This window comes from Burkholderia sp. AU4i (genome assembly GCF_000466765.1).
GTDB lineage: Bacteria > Pseudomonadota > Gammaproteobacteria > Burkholderiales > Burkholderiaceae > Burkholderia > Burkholderia cepacia.
In genome coordinates, this window is record NZ_ASSI01000399.1 from 1 (window position 1) to 507 (window position 507).

General features: G+C 71.2%; 1 protein-coding gene. It reads right to left on the bottom strand.

The window, feature by feature from the left end:
* The coding region (locus tag L810_RS43030) for a DUF3106 domain-containing protein (protein WP_257009051.1) at positions 1–507 on the bottom strand (507 nt) is incomplete at both ends.

Below are 507 nucleotides of genomic sequence, written 5' to 3' on the forward strand. Positions count from 1 at the left end.
TCGGCGGCCGCGAGGCGTTCCTTCTGCTCCTCGGGGAGTTGCTGGTACGCCTTCCAGGCCCGCTCGCGCGCCTGCGCGGACAGCTCCTTCGCACTCTGGTAGTTCTCGCGCGCGACGCGGCGCTGCTCGGGCGTCATCCGCGCCCATTCGGTCATCCGGTCCTGCAGGCGCTTTTGATCATCGGGCGTCAACTTCGCGAAACGCGATGCGATCTTCAGCCATTTGCGCTTGCGCGCGTCGCTGAAGCCGTCCCACTGGTCGGCGAACGGCGCGAGTGCCGCGTGTTGCGCCGGCGTGAGGCGCGCCCAGGACAGCGGGCCGGACGCGGCCGGCAGCGGCAGGGGCAGCGGGGGGAGTTCGGTGGTCAGCCCGGTTGCGGCCGACGCGGGCGCGGCAGGGCTGTTGGCCGCGGCGGTGGGCGTCGCGGGGGCCGGGTGGAATCGTGGGTACGTGGCGACGTAGGAAACGGCGATCGCGATTACGCATCCGAAAAATACGGCCAGGCCG